Here is a 15,422-nt window from a genome sequence, read left to right as displayed (position 1 = left end):
CTCGATCACACACCGGTCGAGGAGGAGCTAGCCATGGCCACACGCCTGTTCATCGACGGACAGTGGACCGCCGCGGGAGGCGGGTCCCTGCCGACGTACGATCCGGCCACCGGCCAGGTGATCGAGGAGGTCGGCACCGCGTCGGCCGCCGACGTCGACGCCGCCGTCGGTGCCGCACGGAAGGCACTGAACGACCCCGCCTGGGCGGGATTGCTGCCGGTCCAGCGGGCCGCGCTGCTGTTCAAGCTGGCGTCGCTGGTCGACGAGCACCACGAGGAGCTGGCCGCGCTCGAAACCCGCGACCAGGGCCAGCCGATCGGGATCTCCCGCCAGGTCAGCGTCACCGGCGCGGCCGAGCACCTGCGGTACTTCGCGGGCTGGGTCACCAAGATCCAGGGCACCACGAACCCGGTGTCCTTCCCGGACACGCTGCACTACACCCGCCGCGAGCCGGTCGGGGTGAACGCGCTGATCACGCCGTGGAACTTCCCGCTGATGATCCTCGTGTGGAAGCTCGCGCCCGCACTGGCCACCGGCAACACCGTGGTGATCAAGCCCAGCGAGGTCACGCCGCTGACCAGCATCCGGCTGGTCGAGCTCGTGCACGAGGCCGGGTTCCCGCCGGGCGTGGTCAACCTGGTCACCGGCGACGGCGCGGTGGGCGCACTCCTGAGCAGGCACGACGACGTCGACCACCTGTCCTACACCGGGTCGACCGCGGTCGGGAAGCTCATCACGGCGGCCAGCGCGGAGTCGAACCTCAAGCGGCTCACCCTCGAACTCGGAGGGAAGGCGCCCAGCATCATCTCGGGCGACGCCGACATCGACGCCGCCGTCGCCGGCAATCTGGCGGGTGCGACGTTGAACAGCGGCCAGGTGTGTGCCGCGTACACCCGGTTCTTCGTGGACCGCAAGCGTGAACAGGAGTTCGTCGCGAAGCTGGCCGCCGGGCTCGAAGGCCTCAAGCTCGGTCCGGGGCTGGACGAGACGACGCAGCTCGGGCCCCTCGTGTCCGCCAAGCATCGCGAGCACGTCGACTTCCTCGTCTCCACCGGCAGCGAGCAGGGCGCGGAGCTGGTCACCGGCGGCAAGCCCGTCGATCGCGACGGCTACTTCTACACCCCGACACTGTTCGCCGGCGTGGCGGACGACATGACGATCATGCGCGAGGAGATCTTCGGCCCGGTCCTCGCCGTGACCGCCTACGACGATCCGGACGAGTTGCTGGCGCGGGCGAACGACACCGAATACGGGCTCGCGGCCACCGTGTGGACTCGCGACCTGGGCGTCGCGCAGCGGTTCGCGAACGGCATCCGCGCGGGCGCGGTGTTCGTCAACATGCCGCCGATCCCGGACATGGCCGCGCCGTGGGGCGGGTACAAGGCGTCGGGCTGGGGCCGCGAGATGGGCCCGTGGGCGATCGACGCGTACACCGAGATCAAATCAGTCTGGCTGCACTACTCGTGACCGCGGGCGACGCGGTGAACTCGACCGCGATGAGCAAGTCGCAGATCGCCTATCACTGGATCAAGGCGAGGATCGACGACGGCACCTTCTCCCCCGGCTACCGCCTCGTGTTCGGGCAGATCGCGCAGGAGCTCGGCGTCAGCACCGTGCCCGTGCGCGAGGCGGTGCGGCGGCTCGAGGCCGAGGGGCTGGTGACCTACGAGCACAACATCGGCGCGCAGGTCGCGATGGCCGACGAGAGCGACTACCAGCACACCATGCAGACGCTCGCGCTGGTCGAGGGGTACGCCGCCGCGCTGGCGGCGCCGTCCCTTCCCGATGAGGCACTCGACCAGGCCAAGGGACTCAACGCGGAGCTGACGGCGTGTCTCGACAACTTCGAGCCGTCGCGGTTCACCGCGCTGAACCGCGACTTCCACCGCGTCCTGTTCGGCACCTGCCCCAATCCGCAGGTGCTCGATCTGGTCAACCGCGGCTGGAACCGGCTGGCCGGGCTGCGCACCTCGACGTTCAGCTTCGTCCCCGGTCGCGCGCACGAATCCGTGCAGGAGCACCAGAAGATCCTCGACCTGTTCGACCGGAACGCGCCGGCCGGGGAGATCGAACTGGCCGTGCGCGAGCACCGGCTGACCACTTTGGAGACCTTCCTGGCCTGGCGGCATCCCTAGACCGAGACCGTCTCCGGTGGCGGGAAGGCGTAGAACCGCACGGAAAGCTCCTTCTCACCCTCCGCCGGACGCCGTCGGCGATGGCAGTACCGCGTGATCAGCTCGCGGTACTCCGCGTCCAGTTGCCGGAATTCCGCCTCGGTGAGCCGTGCCGAAGTCCGCTGCGCCGTCGCCCACGGGCCGAACTCGTCGCGGTGCTCCGCCGCCCAGGACAGCAAAGCGACCTCGTTCGCGTACTTGGCGGCGAGGAACGCGGTGACCCGCTCGCGATCCTCACCGTCGTAGTCGTCCGGCTTCGGCTCTCGCAGGTCCTGCGGGATCGAGAGCCAGTTCCCTTTCCGGTCGCGGCGCACGAAACCGTTGTCCTGCAAGGTTTTCAGACACTCGCCGACTTCGGCGCGGGCCAGCCCCGTCCGGCGCGCGACGTCTTCCTCGGCGGCGGGAAGCGCGCGCGTCACCAGGTGGTAGCGCGGGTCCTCGCGCATCGCGATATCGTTCAGGTTCACCGATCGCTTCGGCAGCGCGTCACCCAACAGCCGTCGCGCGGCAAAAGCCAGGACGACGGCGACCGGGATCTCGACGAAGACGGCGAGCGCGACACTGGTCCATCGCTCGGACGACGTCCAGCCGAGCATGACGTCGAACCACGCGTCACAGCACAACATCGCGGCCGTCGCCGACAGCAGCGGCACGGCAGCCCGCCGCCGGCGCATCCCCAGCCACGCTCCCGCCGCGAAGCAGAGCAGGAGCGCGACGTCGAACCCGACCCAGGCCGCACGCCACTGCCCGGTGTCGTACCGGTCGGGCAGAGTGTGCGCGAGGTAGACGGTCCAGGGCACGAGCAGGACCGCCGCACCGGCGAGCACCGTCAGGAGCATCCGTCGGATCATGATCACGACGTTAGAAGCGGGCGGCGGTGGGGACATCCGGGCTTTCCCCTGGTCCGGCCTCAGGGTCGCGGTACTCGCCCGAACGGCCGCTACCGGCGCTCAGCCGGGTGAAGGTAGATTCCCAGAGCCCGTTTTGGGCTTTCTCTGGGGGAAACATGAGTACTGCACTGGACGCTTCACGTCCACTGTCGACTTTCAGATCCCGAGTGGCGGCTTTGGCCGCAGGGATCCTCACGCTTTCATCGGTCGTGACGGGCTTCGCCGCCGAGGCCGCACCCGCCGCGGCCCTCACCTCGCCGGCGTCGAGCTTCACGGCCGTTCAGCCGACCCGGTTCCTGGACACCGTCCGAGGCGTCGGGATCCCGGTCGGACCGGTCGGCGCCCGCACCACGGTCACCGGCAGCGCGGCGGGCCTGGCGCCCGAAGGCTCCACCGCGGTCGTGGTGAACGTCTGGGCGGAAGGCCCGACCGCGGACACCGCGGTGACCGTCTTCCCGCACGGCACCGCGCGGCCGAACCTGCCGAACCTGGTGGTGCAGAACGGTAAACGAGGGTCCAATCAGGTCACCGTGCAGGTCGGCGCCGACCGGGCACTCGACTTCCACAACGAGTCCGGGTCGACCCACCTGGTCGTGAGCATCATGGGGTACTACACGACCGCGCCGGGTTCGCGGTACACCCCGGTCAGCGCCGCGCGACTGCCGATCGCCTCGATCGGCCCCAACGCCACGACCCGGCTGGCCCTCACCGGCGAAGTCCCGGCGACGGCCACCGCGGTCACTTTCAGCTTGACGCTGAGCCAGCCCACCGTCGCCACCTACGTCACCGCTTCTCCCGCTGCCACGCCACGTCCGACCATGGCGAGCGTCGCCGCGTACCCGGGCGGTCAGGGCTCGAATCTGATCACGGTCAAGATCGGCGCCAACCGCTCGATCGACCTGTACAACCTGGCCGGCACGGTACAGGTGGAAGCCAACGTGATCGGGTTCTACGCCACCGACTACGGAGCGCTCTTCACCCCGGTGGCCCCGGAACGAGTCCTCGACAGCCGCACCGGTCTCGGCGTCTTGGACGGTCAGGCCCGGAAGATCGGCCCGAAGAGCGACCTGTCCTACCGGCTGCAACGGTCGATTCCGTCCAACGCTCTCGCGTTGGCGCTCAACCTGACCGGGTACTCGGCGACGGCGAACACCGCCATCACCGCCTGGGAGAATCGATCGAGCAGTGAACCGCCGCCCAGTGTGCACGTGGTTCCGGGGCAGACCATCTCGGTGGCGGTCGCCCCGCTCGTCGGATCCATCTTCGGCTCTCCCGCCACCGCCGGTGACGTCGTCCGCACGACCTACGTCCACAACCGCGCCGGTTCCATCGACGTGACGGCCGATCTGTCGGGCTACTTCACGCTGCCACCCGCCGACTGCCTGGTGAATTGTGTGACGACGTGGGGGCCCTACTCCTGGGAGCAGGGCGACGTGCTCCCGATGGCGATGAAACCGTTCAGCGGCCTGAGTGACGTCGTCGGACTCGCCGGCTGGTCCGACAGCGGATACGCGTTGCGCGCCGACGGTACCGTCAAAGCCTGGGGCGCCACCTCGGCCGGACGGCTCGGCAACGGCTGGTGGGCGGGCGGCGCCACCACCTCGGAGTCCCCGGTCCCCGTCGTGGGGCTCACCTCCGTCAAAGCCATCGCGAGCGGTGACACCAAGGGCTACGCGCTGAAGTCCGACGGCACCGTGTGGCAGTGGGGCCAGAACGTCGTCACGCCGGTGCAGGTCTCCGGGCTGACCGGGGTCACCGCCATCTCGGCGTCCAGGGAAGCGGGATACGCACTCAAAGCCGACGGCACGGTGTGGTCGTGGGGCGGCAACACCCGCGGTGAGCTGGGGAACGGCTCCACGGTCTCGAGCTCCTCGACTCCGGTGCGCGTCTCCGGGCTCACCGGGATCAAGACCCTCGGTGCCGCGAGCGGCGACAACGGCTACGCGATCAGAACGGACGGCACGGTCGCGGCTTGGGGTGACAACTCCCAGGGCCAGTTGGGCAACGGAGTCACGTGCACGACACCGTCGGCTTGCTTTTCCCGGGTCCCGGTCCAGGTTTCCGGCTTGACCGGGGTCACCTCGGTGACCGGTGGCTGGGCGCGCGCCTTCGCCCTGAAATCCGACGGCACGGTCTTCTCGTGGGGTGACAACAGGAGCGGCGGACTGGGCAACGGCTCGGACTGTGGGCCGGGCTGCCTGTCCACGGTCCCCGTGCAGGTCCGTGGCGTGACCGATGCCAAGGCGATCGGGCGGTTCGGCGGAGGCGGTTACGCGGTCCGCGCGGACGGGACCGTCCTGGGCTGGGGCAGCAACGACAGCTTCGGGCTTGGCGGCGCTGTCATGAGCTATCCGTACTACACGACGGTACCGGTGGAGGTCCCCGGTTTGAGCGGTGTCAAAGCCATCACGGACGGCCTCGCTCTGCGATAGACACCGCGGGTGACCGCCGGTTCGGCTCCGTACCGGGCCGGCGGTCCGCCGAACGGGGCGATTTGGACGGAACCCGGGCGCCGCCCTGTCACCCCTGGCCAGAATCGGTCCATGCGATCGAAAACGCTCGTCCTCGCCGCGATCGTCACTTTGACCGCGGGACTCGCCGGACCCGCCGCCGTCTCGGCTGCCGGACCGCGGCTGGAAGACGCGCGGCCTTGCGCACACGACGCACGGTTCACCTGTTCGACGTTGACCGTGCCGCTCGACCATCACGGCCGGACACCGGGCACGCTCAAGCTCCAGGTCGCCACCGCGAACAACGCGAACGCGGCCAAGGGGGTGCTGCTGTTCCTCACCGGCGGGCCTGGGCAGCCGGGAGTTCCGCTGAGCACCCAGCTCTTCGACCGGATGCCGGAGGTGTTCGCCGACCACCGGCTGGTGATGATCGACCAGCGCGGTACCGGCGCGAACGCCCTCGACTGCCCGGATCTGCAGGCCGAGGTGGGCGGTTCCGACATCGAACCGCCGACGCGCGAGGCGGTGACCCGGTGTGCCGCGGCGCTCGGCGACAAGGCCCGGTTCCATGGCAGTGACGCGACCGTCGCCGATCTCGATCTGCTCCGTCGCGCCCTGGGCGTGCCGACGATGGTGGTGGACGGGGTCTCCTACGGCTCGTTCACCGCGTCGCGATACGCCGTCGCGCATCCCGGCAACGTCTCGAAACTGGTCCTGGATTCGGTGCTCCCCCACCACGCGACCGCCGACCAGTCGCTGTATCTCCAGGCGCTGAAGGCGACCGCGCGCGTCCTGCGGGATGCCTGCGCCGAGCCGTCCGTATGCGGCTCCGATCCGGCGGAGGATCTCGCGTGGCTGGTCCGGAACCGGGGCCCGGCGGCGGGCGTCGCGCTGTTCGACATGATCGTCACCTACGAGTTCGTAGACCCGAGCTATCGGGACCCGTCGGCGATGGGGACCGACCTGATCACCGCGCTGCGGACCGCGCGCGGTGGCGACACCACGAAGCTCGACTCGCTCCTGCGGGATCTCGCGGCCGGCGGCGACCCGCTCACGTCGTTCAGCGCGGGCCTGCACGCCGCGACACTGTGCGCGGACATGCGTTTCCCTTGGGGTGACGCGGAAACACCCGGCCTCGCCCGCGAGCCGCTGCTCGCACTGGCCGAGAAGCGGTTGAGCGCCCGAGATACCTGGCCGTTCAGCCCCGCCGTCGCGACCGGGGTGGGGTTCGTCCGGACCTGCCTGCCGTGGCCGGTCGTCCCGGCGAGCTCGAACCCGGGCGGGAAGCTGCCGGACATCCCGGTGCTGCTTCTCAACGGCGACCGCGACCTGTCGACGCCGATGGAATGGGCGTATACAGAGGCCGAAGCGGCGCCCCGGGGCAAGGTGGTGATCGTCGATGGAGCGGCGCATTCCATCCAGAACCGGGAGCCGGGGGTGGCCGGACGGAAGGCGGTGGCGGAATTCCTGGCCGAGGCTTGAGTCTCCACCCACTGGAGCCTTTACCGTCGCTCCCATGACGATCACCGTTCTCGACACCTACCCCGCCATGCGCGAGATCCTGCGCGCGCCACGGGCGGACCGCGCGGCACTGCTCAAGGCGATGGTCGAGCCCGCCGCCGGGATGTACCGCTACTTCCCCGGCGACGTCGACCTCGTGGCGATGCACGCGATGAGCTTCGGGTTCCCGCTCGACCGCGACGAGGATCGCTGTCTGGAGGCTCTCGAAGCCCTGCACGAAGCGGACGCCTGGAACCGCATCCAGCGAGCCCTCGACGACGCCGTCACCGCGCAGCTCGCCGCGACGCCCGGACTGGCGATCCCGGACATCACCGTGCTCACCGTGCTGGGTGATCCGGGCGACCGGCACTTCATGGGCCCGAACCTGGGGATGTCGGCCAACGGCAGCGTGTCCGGCTACATCTACCTCAATTTCTGGCCGTATCCGGAGAATCTGGCGAGGCTGGAGGCCACCGCCGTCCACGAGCTCAACCACAACCTGCGCTACAGCCCCGGTGGGGTGATCTGGGATCCGGCGACCGTCACGGTCGGCGAGCAGATCGTGTCCGAGGGCCTGGCCGACGCGTTCGCCCGCCAGCTGTACGGCGACGAACTCGGCTACGCCCGCATCGGCGTGCCGCATCTGCGGGACGACGCGGTGTTCGAGAAGGTCGTCTCCGGCCTGGAGATCACCGGTATGCAGAACTTCGCGGCCTGGGTGCACGGCGACGAGACGGCCGCCCGCTACGGCGGCACTCCCGTCGGCCTGCCGACCGGCGCCGGGTACGCGGTCGGCAACCGGCTCGTCGACGCCTACCTCGCCGCGACCGGCCGGACCGCCGCGGAGGCCCTGCTGGTGGACCGCCGCGACGTCATCGACACCGCCCTCAGGACTCGCGGCGCCTCGACCGGATCGTGAGCGCCACCAGCGCGCCACCGACCAGAAGCAGGAACAGGCCGGACACCAGCAAACCCCGGACCTCGCTGCCGGTCGAGGCCAACGGCCCACTGTCGGACGGTCCGCCGCCCGGCGTGGTCGCTCCCGGCTGCCCCGGTGTCCCCGAGGTGGTCACCCCGGGAGCCGGGGTCGTGCTCGAGGAACTGCTGCTGGTGGTCGGTGAGGTGCTGCCAGACGAGGTGGTGGCGCTGCTCGAAGTAGCGCTCGACGAGCTGGTACTCGACGACGTGGCACTTGATGACGTCGGGCTCGACGAAGTCGCACTGGACGAAGAGCTGCTCGACGTCGGACTGGTCGGCGTGCTGCTCGTCTGACTCGACGAGGTGGTCGACGTCGGCGTGGTCGAAGTGGACGTGGCCGACGTCGAGGAGCTGGACGTCGAGGTGGACGTGGCCGAGGTCGGCGAGCTGGACGTCGAGGTCGGACTGGTCGTGGTCGTCGAGGTCGGGCTCGTCGACGTGGAGCTGCTGCTCGTCGTGGCCGAGCTCGACGAAGACGACGACGAAGAGGACGGAGACGAGCTGCTGGGCGTAGTGGTCGGCGTGCTGCCGCATTCAGGCAGATCACCGTCGAACGGGTAGGCGTGGAACTCCTGCCCGCCACCACCGGTCGCTTCGGAGCTGTGCACCAGGGAGCCCGTGGTGAAGAACCGGCCGTTCATCCCGGACGCGGTGACGGTCGCGGTGCTCCCGGGTTCGCCGATCAGCACACTTCCCTGGAACTGGGCGCCACCGGCGATCTTCACCTGGGTGGCGTCCGGGAAGTTCCACAGCAGCCGTTCGCGCAGTTTGTTGAGCGGGTCCTGATCGTTCAGGTCACCGGTGTAGGTGTTGATCGTGCGGGCCGCTCCCACCATGTTGACCAGGATCGTCGCCCCCGCCGGGATGCCCTCGAACTCGATTCCCTGCATGCCGCCGGTGGCGCCGGTCAGGTCGAAGTCCACGTTGAACACTTGCAGCGCGGACTTACCGTCCCCGGTGAACAGGGTGCGATAACCCTGGTTGACCGCCGTGCCGGTCGCAGGCCGCGGCGTAGTGCCTTCGCGTGCGTAGCACTTGCTCGCCACTCGCAGATCCTCGCGCAGGCTCAAATAAGGCTTCGCCGCGTCGGGGTCCTTCTCGAGTTTCCCGGTCACCGTCCCGGTGACGGTTCCCGCGTGCCGGACGACCCCGCCGTCGGCGAGCAGCCGCTGGTCGGCCGCGACGCTGACGTTTCCACCGGTGGTCAGGAAGTCCGCGCCGTCGGGCGGCGGAACCCGTGATCCGACACCGGCGATGCCGACGTTGTAGACGGACGACGCGCCCGCTCGTTTCGCCATGTCGAAATCGCCGAGGACGACGACCCGGCCCTCGGCTTCGGCCGCCGCTTCCCGTACCTGGAATTCGCCACCGACATAGACGTTGATGCCGTTGTCCCGGCCCGCGTAGTCCTTGTTGTTCACCGGCGGGTATTTGCCCGGGCAGGCCGGACCGACACACGGACCCAGTCCGCCCGGCAAAGGGGCGGCGGCCGCGCCGCCGGTGACCACGAGAGCCGCCACGCACACCGCTGCGGCGGCACCGGCGGAAAGAGAGGCGAATCGCCTTGCACGCATGCGGCGATTCTTGTGCCCACCGGCCGGGTGAACACAATCGGAATCCGGAAATACCCCCGACCGGGCGAGGCGGGTGACCCGGCCCATTCGTGGCCGTCCAGCGTTATCCAGAGAACGAAATTCCAGGTAGACCGCGAAATCCCTAAAGTTCTGAGCGACGATGGGAGGTTCGCCACATGACGGACACCGGAGTGCGCTCGCGTATCGGTTCGGTGGAAGTGCTCGCGGGCTTTCTCGTGCTGATTCTGCTCGCGCGGGGTCTGCTCGGCGACGTCCACGGGACGCCGATCGTGCAGACCTGGACGACGGTCTTCGTTTCGATCGTGCTCCAGGCCGTTCCCTTCCTCGTCTTCGGCGTGACCCTTTCCGCCGCCATCGCGGTCTTCGTGCCGCGGGAATTCTTCGCGAAAGCCCTGCCGAAACATCCGGCCCTCGCGGTTCCGGCCGCCGCGGCGACCGGAATGGTGCTGCCGGGCTGCGAATGCGGTTCGGTCCCGGTCGCCGGCGCCCTGGTGCGCAAAGGGGTCACCCCGGCCGCGGCGCTCGCGTTCCTGCTCGCCGCCCCCGCCCTCAACCCGGTCGTGCTGGCCGCGACGGCGATCGCGTTCCCGGATCGGCCGTCGATGGTCTTCGCCAGGGCGGCGGCCGGGCTCGCCGCTTCGGTCGTGATGGGCTGGCTGTGGCTCGGCCTCGGCCGGACGGAGTGGATCAAACTGCCCGAACACGCCCACGGTGACACGCGCTGGCGGGCGTTCGCCGGCGCCGCCGGCCACGACCTGGTGCACGCGGGCGGCTTCCTGGTCGTCGGGGCCATGGCGGCCGCGACGCTCAACGTCCTGATCCCGGGCCGCTGGCTCCAGGCCCTCGCGGACGATCCAGTGCTCGGTGTCCTCGCGCTGTCGCTGCTGGCGGTCCTGTTGTCGATCTGCAGCGAGGCGGACGCCTTCGTCGCCGCCTCGCTGACCCAGTTCTCCCTCACCGCCCGCCTGGCGTTCCTGGTGGTCGGGCCGATGGTCGACCTGAAACTGTTCGCCATGCAGGCCGGCACCTTCGGCAGGCGGTTCGCCGCGCGGTTCGCGCCAGCCACGTTCGTGGTCGCGCTCGCCTGCGCGGCCGTGACCGGGACGGTGCTCTGGTGAACCGGACCGCCGCGACCATCGTGCTGCTCCTGCTGGGCGCGGCGGTGCTCAAGGTCTGCCTGACCGGCCAGTACCTCCGCTATGTCAAGGAAGGGCTCTGGCCGTTCCTGCTCGCGTCGGGCCTCCTGGTCCTGGTGCTCGCGGCCACGAACCGCCATCGTCACCCGAAAGTGGGGTGGCTGCTCCCGCTTCCGGTGCTCGCCCTGCTGCTGGTCGCCCCGCAGCCGCTCGGCAGTTACGCGGCGGGCAACGCGGGCATGGCGCTGACGCGCTCCGACGAATACCCGCCACTCCCCGACGGCGACCCGGTGAAGGTGACCGTCCTGGACTACGCCTCGCGCGCGGTGTTCGACGAGGGTCGTTCCCTCGGCACGAGACGGGTCGTGCTCACCGGCTTCACCGCCACCGGCGCGGACGGCGCGTCACTGCTCGTCCGGATGATCCTGACCTGCTGTGCCGCCGACGGGCGGCCGGTCAAGGTCGTGCTGGACGGTCGCGTCCCGAGCGAACCCGACACCTGGATCGAGGTCACCGGCACGTTCCGGCCGGGGTCCGTGGTGGACGAGGTCAACGGCGAACGCATCCCGTTCCTGAAGGTCGAAAGCGCCACGCCGGTCCCCGCGCCCGAGCGGCCTTACGAATAGTCAGGTCCAGCTCCACTGGATGCCGTACTGGCCGGGCTGCGGATCGAGGGTGATGAACTGGAAGGTGCTGGTGTCCCGGTCGAACGTCGCCTCGGACCGCTCCTCGGGTGGCAGGACGCCGCGCGGCCGGAAGAAACCGGCGCAGCGCCGCGGCAACCGGCCGGGATCGAAGCTGACCTGCACCGCGACGTCCCGCGCCGGCCGGTAGAGCGCGACCTGCACGTGCCGTTTGCCCTGGCCCGGCGGATAGCGCACGCCGAACTCGACGACGGCGAGCTCGCCTGCCGCCAAGGTGCGGTCGAGGGCGAACTCGAACACACAGGTGGACGACGGGACGTCCGCGCGGAACCGCGCCGGGCGGCAGCCGTCGGTGAAGAGCACGGTTGGCGGCTGGGTGATGCTGGTACACCGGTTCACGAAGACGAACCGCGACGTGCCGTCCCGATCGGCTCGGATCAGCCGCCGGACCCGGACCGATTCCTGGTTGCCGTCGCCGTCGACGCGGTAGGTGAGGTACTGGGAAAGCCGGTGCGGGGTGTCGAGCTCGTCCGGTGTCACATCCATTTTGGACAGTGCGCGCACCACCTCCTCCGGCCGCCGCCAAACCTGGTCGTAGCTCAGGGCGTGTCCGGTGCGGACGGTCCAGCGCCCACGAGGACGACGCGGGCCGAGCAATCCGGTCAGCGTTTCCGGCGACTGACCGAGAATGACCTCCAGTGCGGTCACCGCGGCGAGGGAACTCGCCCGTTCCGGCCGATTCTCGCCATTCTGCCAATAGCTCAGCGCGCTGACGCTGACCGGCGTCTCGTGATCGCGCAACCGGCGGCTGATCTCACTGAGACTCAGCCCGCTGCGTTCGATCGCGGCGCGCAGTGCGGCACCGAATTCCGCCGGAGCGAGACTCGTCATGAAGGCGCAGCGTACCGTCCGAAACGCCCGACTTTCGTCGGGTGAACGGGCGCCGTTCAGAGTTATCCAGCCTCGCCACGACTTTTCGTTGACGCTCCCCCGGCCGCGATTAGGGTCGGAATCGTCGGAAGAATCCCCCGAATCCCCGACGACTCGCACGTCCTCCCGCCGATGACCGAAGAGGATGATCTCGCATGCGCTCAACCACGAAACGATGGCGCCGTCGCACGCTCGCCGTCGCCACCTCCACGCTGGCAGCCGGGGCCTTCCTGGTCGCCGCGCATCCCCAGGCAGGCGGGGCCGCTCCGCCCGCCGTGCCCGAAGTGGCCGATCAGGTTCCACAACTGACCGAAGCGGGCGTGACCGGCGGCCCCGCGTCGGTGTCCGGCGGCGGCACGTCCACTTCGGCCGACCGGTCCGTCTGCGCGCCCGGAGCGCACTGGCTACGGGTCCGGTTCACGGAGCTTTCGTTGCGCGGCAACGACTCCGTGACACTGACCGGCAGTAGTGCGGGCTCGTACACGCTCACTTCGCGACACTGGCCGGGCAAGGCGTTCCACACCCGCGCGTTCGAAGGCGACTGCGTGCGGGTGTCGGCGGCACTGTCCGATCCCGCCAGCCGCTTCGCCATCGACGCCTATCAGGCGGGCGACCGGCCGCTCGCCGCGGCGACGACCACGGTGGCCGCGGTCGGCGACGTCTGCGGGTCTTCGTGCAACCAGACCGCGCCGCTGATCAAGAACATGAACCCGCAGGCGCTGATCCTGGCCGGGGACAACGCCTACAGTTCGGGCACGCTGTCGGAATACAAGAACAACTACGACCCCTACTACGGGCAGTTCAAAGCGATCACCTATCCGACGCCGGGCAACCACGAATACAACACGTCCGGCGCCTCCGGATACTTCGATTACTTCGGTGCGCGAGCCGGTGAACGCGGCAAGGGCTACTACAGCTTCGACGTCGGCGACTGGCATTTCGTGGCGCTCAACTCCAACATCACCCGAAGCACCGGTTCCGCGCAGGAGACCTGGCTGAAGAACGACCTGGCGGCGAGCACCAAACCCTGCACGGCGGCGTTCTTCCACCACCCGCGCTTCAGCCGCGGCACACACGGCGACGACTCGTCGGTCACGCCGTTCTTCCAGGCGCTCTACAACGCGAAGGCGGATCTCATCGTCGTCGGGCACGACCACAATTACCAGCGCTACGCACCGTCCCGGCCGGACGGCACCCGCGACGACGCGAACGGCGTCCGCGAACTGCTGATCGGAACCGGTGGCCGGGGTTACTACAACTTCGACCAGTCCTCGGCCGCCGTGCAGGAGGCGGGTAACACCAACACCTTCGGCGTCGGGAAGCTGACGCTGACCGCGACCGACTACCGCAGCGACTTCGTGCCGGTGTCGGGCCGCACCTTCACCGACACCGCGACCGGCAAATGCAAGAAGGCCGTCTCGTCCCCCGCCTTCTCCGTGGGCACCACGCCGTCGTCGGTGTCGGTGAAACCGGGCGGGACGGCGTCGGTGACGGTGAACGTCGGCAGCACCGGCGGCTTCACGGCGGCGACCGCGCTTTCGGTCTCCGGCCTGCCCTCGGGCGTGACCGGGACGATCTCCCCGTCGTCGGTCACCCCGCCCGCGAACGGCACGGCGACCGCGACGCTGACCTTGACCGCTTCGGACACGGCGTCCGGATCCGCGGCCGCCACGGTCACCGGGACCTCGGGCTCCACGACGCAGACTGCGAAGGTCACGGTGAGCGTCGGCGCGGCGGGCGGTGAGGTGTTCGCCGACGACTTCGAGACGGACAAGGGCTGGCGGCTCAACGCGGCCGGATCCGACACCGCGACGGCGGGCAAATGGGAACGAGGCGACCCCGAACAGACCACCTCGACCTACAGCAACCAGATCAAGCAGCGCGGCGACACCCCCAGCGGCGTGAACTGCCTGGTCACCGGGCGGCTGGCCGGGTCGGAGTACGGGGTCAACGACCTCGACGGCGGGGCGTCGTCGATGGCCTCACCGGCGTTCACGGTGCCCACGGGCGGGAAACTGACCTTCTCCTACACCTTCGCGCACGGCGACAACGCGACGTCGGCGGACTACCTGCGGATCCGCGTCCTCGACGGCACCACGCCGACGACGGTGTTCGAGAAGACCGGGTCCGCGACCGAGGTGGCCGGGGTCTGGCAGAACGCGACGGCGGACCTGTCGTCGTTCGCCGGCCGTAGCGTGCGCCTGCTGGTCGAAGCCGCCGACGCGAGCACCGCGTCGCTGTGGGAGTCCGCGGTCGACGACGTCCGCGTCACCGCGTAGCGCCATGCGGCTGCAACTCGCGCCGTAAGGCCGTGCCGAAGGCGGGTCGTGCGTGTTCGTGAGCGAGGCCTCAGCCGGGGTGAAAGCTCCCTTCGCCGCGTTCGACGCGGCCAAGGGAGCCTTCGGCCCGGGGTCGTGACGTTCTATTGAGGCATAAGGCAAATGTGGCGCGTTGTGCCGCCCAAGACTCTTGGTGTCCACAGTGGTCACTTCCCGATGCTCTACGCCTGCTTTGTGTCTGTATATCCGGTTTTGCGGGGAGTCGTGAGTGCTAAAGAGGGCTAGAACGACAATCGCCACTCACGACCCCCGGCCAACACTGCGCAAAGTGCTCGAATCGGACGCTTTGATCTCGAAATGCGTCCTTTTTGGACAGTTCAAGGGTGTGCTAGGTCGCGGTGGCGAGCCGACTCGCACGGCCGACTCCATCACGCCCCTTGACTTACCTCTCAACAATCCTCTTTGTCGCTCACGACCCCCGATCTCCTGCGGTGAAAGTCCCTTCAGCCACTCACGACAGCAGCGCCGGGAAGGCCGCCATGTACGTCTCCTCCATCCGCTCGGCCGACCCCGCCCGGCCCGCGAGCCGTTCGAAGCACGCGGTCCCGGGCACGGTCATCGGGCTGGGCGTGGTCAGCCTGATCACCGACCTGTCCGCCGAGATGGTCACCGCCGTCCTCCCGCTCTACCTCGTGTACGGCCTCGGCGTCGGATTCCTGCAGCTGGGCGCGATCGACGGGCTGTACACGGGGGCGACGGCGTTGCTGCGGCTGGCGGGCGGCTATCTCGCCGACCGTCTCGGCCGTCCGAAGGCCGTGGCCCTGGTGGGTTACGGCCTCTCGGCGG

The 15,422-nt window shown here is 69.3% G+C and carries 12 protein-coding genes; 9 read left to right on the top strand and 3 right to left on the bottom strand.

Features of this window, described 5'->3' with window-relative positions; genetic code table 11:
* The first annotated feature begins 33 nt into the window (after positions 1 to 33).
* Positions 34 to 1,467, top strand: coding sequence for an aldehyde dehydrogenase (locus tag ED92_RS12000; protein WP_037336952.1), 1,434 nt, complete (start codon positions 34 to 36; stop codon positions 1,465 to 1,467).
* Positions 1,464 to 2,135, top strand: a complete 672-nt coding sequence (locus ED92_RS11995; protein WP_081975771.1) for a GntR family transcriptional regulator — start codon at positions 1,464 to 1,466, stop codon at positions 2,133 to 2,135. Before ED92_RS12000 ends, ED92_RS11995 begins: the two co-directional genes overlap by 4 nt.
* Here the strand turns inward: ED92_RS11995 and ED92_RS11990 are convergent.
* The gene (locus ED92_RS11990; protein WP_052120688.1) at positions 2,132 to 3,025 is read right to left on the bottom strand and encodes a helix-turn-helix domain-containing protein; all 894 of its coding nucleotides are present in this window, start codon (positions 3,023 to 3,025) and stop codon (positions 2,132 to 2,134) included. The two genes, ED92_RS11995 and ED92_RS11990, sit on opposite strands and share 4 nt — an antisense overlap.
* Before the next feature lie 248 nt (positions 3,026 to 3,273).
* On the opposite strand from ED92_RS11990, the gene ED92_RS41350 reads away from it, so the two are divergent.
* The 3 genes from ED92_RS41350 to ED92_RS11975 all read left to right on the top strand — a co-directional run bounded on the left by ED92_RS41350 (position 3,274) and on the right by ED92_RS11975 (position 7,933).
* Positions 3,274 to 5,496, top strand: coding sequence for a hypothetical protein (locus ED92_RS41350; protein WP_052120488.1), 2,223 nt, complete (start codon positions 3,274 to 3,276; stop codon positions 5,494 to 5,496).
* A gap of 111 nt (positions 5,497 to 5,607) precedes the next feature.
* Complete coding sequence (locus ED92_RS11980) at positions 5,608 to 6,996, top strand: alpha/beta fold hydrolase (protein WP_037336949.1); 1,389 nt, start codon at positions 5,608 to 5,610, stop codon at positions 6,994 to 6,996.
* Positions 6,997 to 7,030: 34 nt separating this feature from the next.
* Entirely contained in the window at positions 7,031 to 7,933 is a 903-nt protein-coding gene (locus ED92_RS11975) for a DUF2268 domain-containing protein (RefSeq protein ID WP_037336947.1), read from the top strand.
* Here the strand turns inward: ED92_RS11975 and ED92_RS11970 are convergent.
* A complete protein-coding gene (locus tag ED92_RS11970) occupies positions 7,902 to 9,566 on the bottom strand; it encodes a choice-of-anchor A family protein (RefSeq protein WP_052120487.1) in 1,665 nt (554 codons plus the stop codon). The genes ED92_RS11975 and ED92_RS11970 overlap by 32 nt on opposite strands.
* A 176-nt stretch (positions 9,567 to 9,742) precedes the next feature.
* Here ED92_RS11970 and ED92_RS11965 point away from each other — a divergent pair, with 176 nt between their 5' ends.
* On the top strand, positions 9,743 to 10,705 hold the full coding sequence (locus tag ED92_RS11965; protein ID WP_037336946.1) for a permease: 963 nt from the start codon (positions 9,743 to 9,745) through the stop codon (positions 10,703 to 10,705).
* Positions 10,702 to 11,349 carry a TIGR03943 family protein gene (locus tag ED92_RS11960; protein WP_037336943.1) on the top strand — a complete coding sequence of 216 codons (648 nt, stop codon included), beginning with the start codon at positions 10,702 to 10,704 and terminating at the stop codon, positions 11,347 to 11,349. The genes ED92_RS11965 and ED92_RS11960 overlap by 4 nt, the downstream gene beginning before the upstream one ends.
* Here the strand turns inward: ED92_RS11960 and ED92_RS11955 are convergent, their stop codons facing one another.
* Positions 11,350 to 12,258 carry a helix-turn-helix transcriptional regulator gene (locus ED92_RS11955; protein WP_037336940.1) on the bottom strand — a complete coding sequence of 303 codons (909 nt, stop codon included), beginning with the start codon at positions 12,256 to 12,258 and terminating at the stop codon, positions 11,350 to 11,352.
* A gap of 194 nt (positions 12,259 to 12,452) precedes the next feature.
* On the opposite strand from ED92_RS11955, the gene ED92_RS11950 reads away from it, so the two are divergent.
* Positions 12,453 to 14,576 carry a metallophosphoesterase gene (locus tag ED92_RS11950; RefSeq protein WP_037336938.1) on the top strand — a complete coding sequence of 708 codons (2,124 nt, stop codon included), beginning with the start codon at positions 12,453 to 12,455 and terminating at the stop codon, positions 14,574 to 14,576.
* Positions 14,577 to 15,115: 539 nt separating this feature from the next.
* Positions 15,116 to 15,422: MFS transporter (locus ED92_RS42760; protein WP_037336935.1), on the top strand; the 307-nt coding region annotated here is incomplete at its 3' end.

It is taken from the genome of Amycolatopsis sp. MJM2582 (assembly GCF_000754115.1).
GTDB lineage: Bacteria > Actinomycetota > Actinomycetes > Mycobacteriales > Pseudonocardiaceae > Amycolatopsis > Amycolatopsis japonica.
Note: the sequence above shows the minus strand (reverse complement) of the source record. Positions and strands in the feature narration are given on the sequence as shown.

Bases quoted from the DNA above. Each gene is read 5' to 3' on its own strand.
- ED92_RS12000 (WP_037336952.1), top strand. From the start codon at position 34: ATGGCCACACGCCTGTTCATCGACGGACAGTGGACCGCCGCGGGAGGC.
- ED92_RS11990 (WP_052120688.1), bottom strand. From the start codon at position 3,025: ATGATCCGACGGATGCTCCTGACGGTGCTCGCCGGTGCGGCGGTCCTG.
- ED92_RS11980 (WP_037336949.1), top strand. From the start codon at position 5,608: ATGCGATCGAAAACGCTCGTCCTCGCCGCGATCGTCACTTTGACCGCG.
- ED92_RS11975 (WP_037336947.1), top strand. From the start codon at position 7,031: ATGACGATCACCGTTCTCGACACCTACCCCGCCATGCGCGAGATCCTG.
- ED92_RS11970 (WP_052120487.1), bottom strand. From the start codon at position 9,566: ATGCGTGCAAGGCGATTCGCCTCTCTTTCCGCCGGTGCCGCCGCAGCG.
- ED92_RS11965 (WP_037336946.1), top strand. From the start codon at position 9,743: ATGACGGACACCGGAGTGCGCTCGCGTATCGGTTCGGTGGAAGTGCTC.
- ED92_RS11955 (WP_037336940.1), bottom strand. From the start codon at position 12,258: ATGACGAGTCTCGCTCCGGCGGAATTCGGTGCCGCACTGCGCGCCGCG.
- ED92_RS11950 (WP_037336938.1), top strand. From the start codon at position 12,453: ATGCGCTCAACCACGAAACGATGGCGCCGTCGCACGCTCGCCGTCGCC.